Annotated in this window: 1 protein-coding gene; it reads left to right on the forward strand. The window is 27.7% G+C overall.

All coding sequences use genetic code 11. The annotated features are described in order from the left end of the window. Positions 1-91: 91 nt before the first annotated feature. On the forward strand, positions 92-3,208 hold a 3,117-nt coding region (locus tag Q0352_RS05200), incomplete at its 3' end, for an N-6 DNA methylase (protein ID WP_299524664.1).

Here is a 3,208-nt window from a genome sequence, read left to right on the forward strand (position 1 = left end):
TTTTTTAGACAATTGAACAACTTTTTTTGTTAAATTATAATGCACAACGGGTTTGTATTATCTTAGTTATCTTAAACTTGCAAAACTTATTATGCCTTTATTTCAACGTACCGTAGTTACAAAACATCTAAAATCTCAAAATAAAGAAGACCTTACTGCAAAATGGCATATTTATAAGAATCATTTTCACAATCCTGTTATTCAAGAAGATATCAGAAGCCTTAAAGAGGAGCAATATCAAGGTGAGTTTTTAGAAGCCTTATTTGTGAAAATTCTAGGATATACAAAACCAGCTTCATCTTCTGAAACAAAATTTAATCTTACTACAGAATACAAAAATGTAAAAGACAGTAAAAAAGCTGATGGTGCTATTATTGTAGATGAAGTTGTAAAAGCAGTTATAGAATTAAAAGGAACCAATACTACTGACTTAAGCAAAATAGAAGTTCAGGCTTTTGGGTATAAAAATAACCAGCCAGAATGTACCTATGTCATTACTTCAAATTTTGAGAAGTTAAGGTTTTATATAGACAATGCCATTGACCATATTGAGTTCAACTTATTTACACTTTCTGAAAAGGATTTTGAGCTACTTTACCTTTGTTTAGCTTTTGAGAATATAAAGAATGATACTCCTAAAAAAATAAAAAAGGATTCTGTAAGCCAAGAAGATGCAATTACTAAAAAATTATACAATGACTACTCTTTATTTAAAAGAGAATTACACCAAAGTTTAGTTTTATTAAACCCACAATTTGATGCTTTAACTTTATTTCAAAAATCACAAAAATTATTAGATAGGTTTTTATTTTTATTTTTTGCTGAGGACAGGCAATTACTACCTCCTAACTCAGTTAGATTAATTCTTGAACAATGGACTAAGCTAAAAGATTTAGATGCTTACACGCCATTATTTGATAGGTTTAAAAAATACTTTGGCTACTTAAATACAGGATATAAAGGAAAGCAATATGATGTATATGCCTACAATGGTGGTTTATTTAAAGCTGATGCAATTTTAGATACTATTATTATAGATGATGACCTACTTTACAAACACACTTTAACACTTTCTGAATATGATTTTGACAGTGAAGTTGATGTAAATATTTTAGGACATATTTTTGAAAATTCATTAAATGAATTAGATGAAATAAAAGCTCAGTTAGAAGGACAAGAAATTGACAAATCTAAAACCAAAAGAAAAAAAGATGGTGTTTTTTACACGCCTAAATACATTACAAAATATATAGTTGAAAATACTGTTGGAAAGCTTTGTGAAGAAAAGAAAGCTGAACTTGAAATAGTGGAAGATGATTATAATACTGATAAGAAAAGACAGAAGAAAACTATAAAAGGTTTCATTGATAAGCTTACTGAATATAGAAACTGGTTACTACAATTAACTATTTGTGACCCTGCTTGTGGCTCTGGTGCATTTTTAAACCAAGCTCTAGATTTCTTAATAAAAGAACACCGTTACATTGATGAACTCCAAGCCAAATTGTTTGGCGATGCCATGATATTGAGCGATGTTGAAAAAAGCATTTTAGAAAACAACTTATTTGGGGTAGATTTAAATGATGAAAGTGTAGAAATAGCCAAACTCTCCTTATGGTTACGTACGGCACAGCCAAACCGCAAATTAAACGATCTAAACAACAATATTAAATGTGGCAACAGTTTAATAGATGATGTTGCCATTGCTGGCGATAAAGCCTTTAATTGGCAACAAGAATTTCCGCAAATATTTAGCGAAAAAAACAAAAAAGCATTTCATATCACCACTGCGGTTCACGATAGTAGGACTTCAGAAAGGATGATTAAATATAAAGTCCGTGAAAAAAGAGATTTAGGAACCAACCCTTATCCAAATATTTACTATTTCACAGATGAAGATGATTTAATTATTACACAAACCATTGCACAAATTGTAAAAGAAGCTAAATTAAATATTTTAGCCTATAACATTTGCTCAGACCACATTCATTTGTTGTTGGTATGCGAAGAAGCAGACGTATCAAAAATAGTAAAAACTATAAAAGGGAAAACAGCAAGAATATTTAATCAACACAAGGAAATTAATCCACACAGCAAGGGAATTAATTCCCTTGTTACTGAAAAGGAAACTAAAAGCATTCCGCTATGGACACAAAAATTTGGTTGCAAAGAAATAACTACCGAAGATCATTTGTTTACAGCTATAAAATATATTGAAACAAACAGAAGCAAACACCATTTACCCCAACTTAGCCGCCAAATAAATAATATTATTGATGATTTTATTTGCGATTATAACACGGCTTTTAAACCTGAATATACCGGTGGCTTTGATGTGGTGATTGGGAACCCTCCTTATGTAAGAAGTAGGGGATTATTTGATCATAAAGAAAAAAAATACCTCATCGAAAACTATATTACTTCATCTTATCAATTAGATTTATATAAAATCTTTATCGAAAAAGCTTGTAAAATTATAAATAATACAGGTTGCATCTCTTTTATTACTCCATCAGTTTTTTTAACTAATGATTTTGACAAACCCTTGAGAAAATATATTTTAGACAACTTTAATTTAAATACAATAGTCAACAGTGATAATGATATTTTTAGTGATGCAAGTGTAAAAACTGTTGTTTTTATTATAACAAAATTATTAAGTAATTATTCCGATATTAACTTTTTTAAAATAATTAATTCTGAATTTGTTTTTGAAAAATCTATAGATCAACATTTCTTTATTAAGCAAGATTATTTAATAAATGAGAAGATTAATTATAATGCATTCAGTATAATAAATAAATTAAATAAAAATAAAAAAGTCAATGATTTCTATGAAATAAAAAATGGAATAAAAGTTAGAAAAGAATTGCTATATGAATATAAGATTGATGAAAATTATAAACCATTTATTTTAGGAAAAAATATCTCCCCATTCTTTAATTCGTTTGATAATATTTTCATTGATTATAAAATTGAAAATGAAAAATTATACACAAATCAAGCTTTTCGAAATAAAAAGATTTTTGAACAAGAAAAATTAATTACAAGACAGATTTTAGGGAAAAGAATTGTAGCTACACTAGATGAAGTCAACTTTTTTACGGACCAAACTACATATGTAATTAACACTAAAGGAACTAAACAAACTTTAAAATACTTACTTTGCATATTAAATTCAAAATTAATATTTTATTATTTTATTAAT

The organism is uncultured Lutibacter sp. (genome assembly GCF_937891065.1).
Lineage (GTDB): Bacteria > Bacteroidota > Bacteroidia > Flavobacteriales > Flavobacteriaceae > Lutibacter.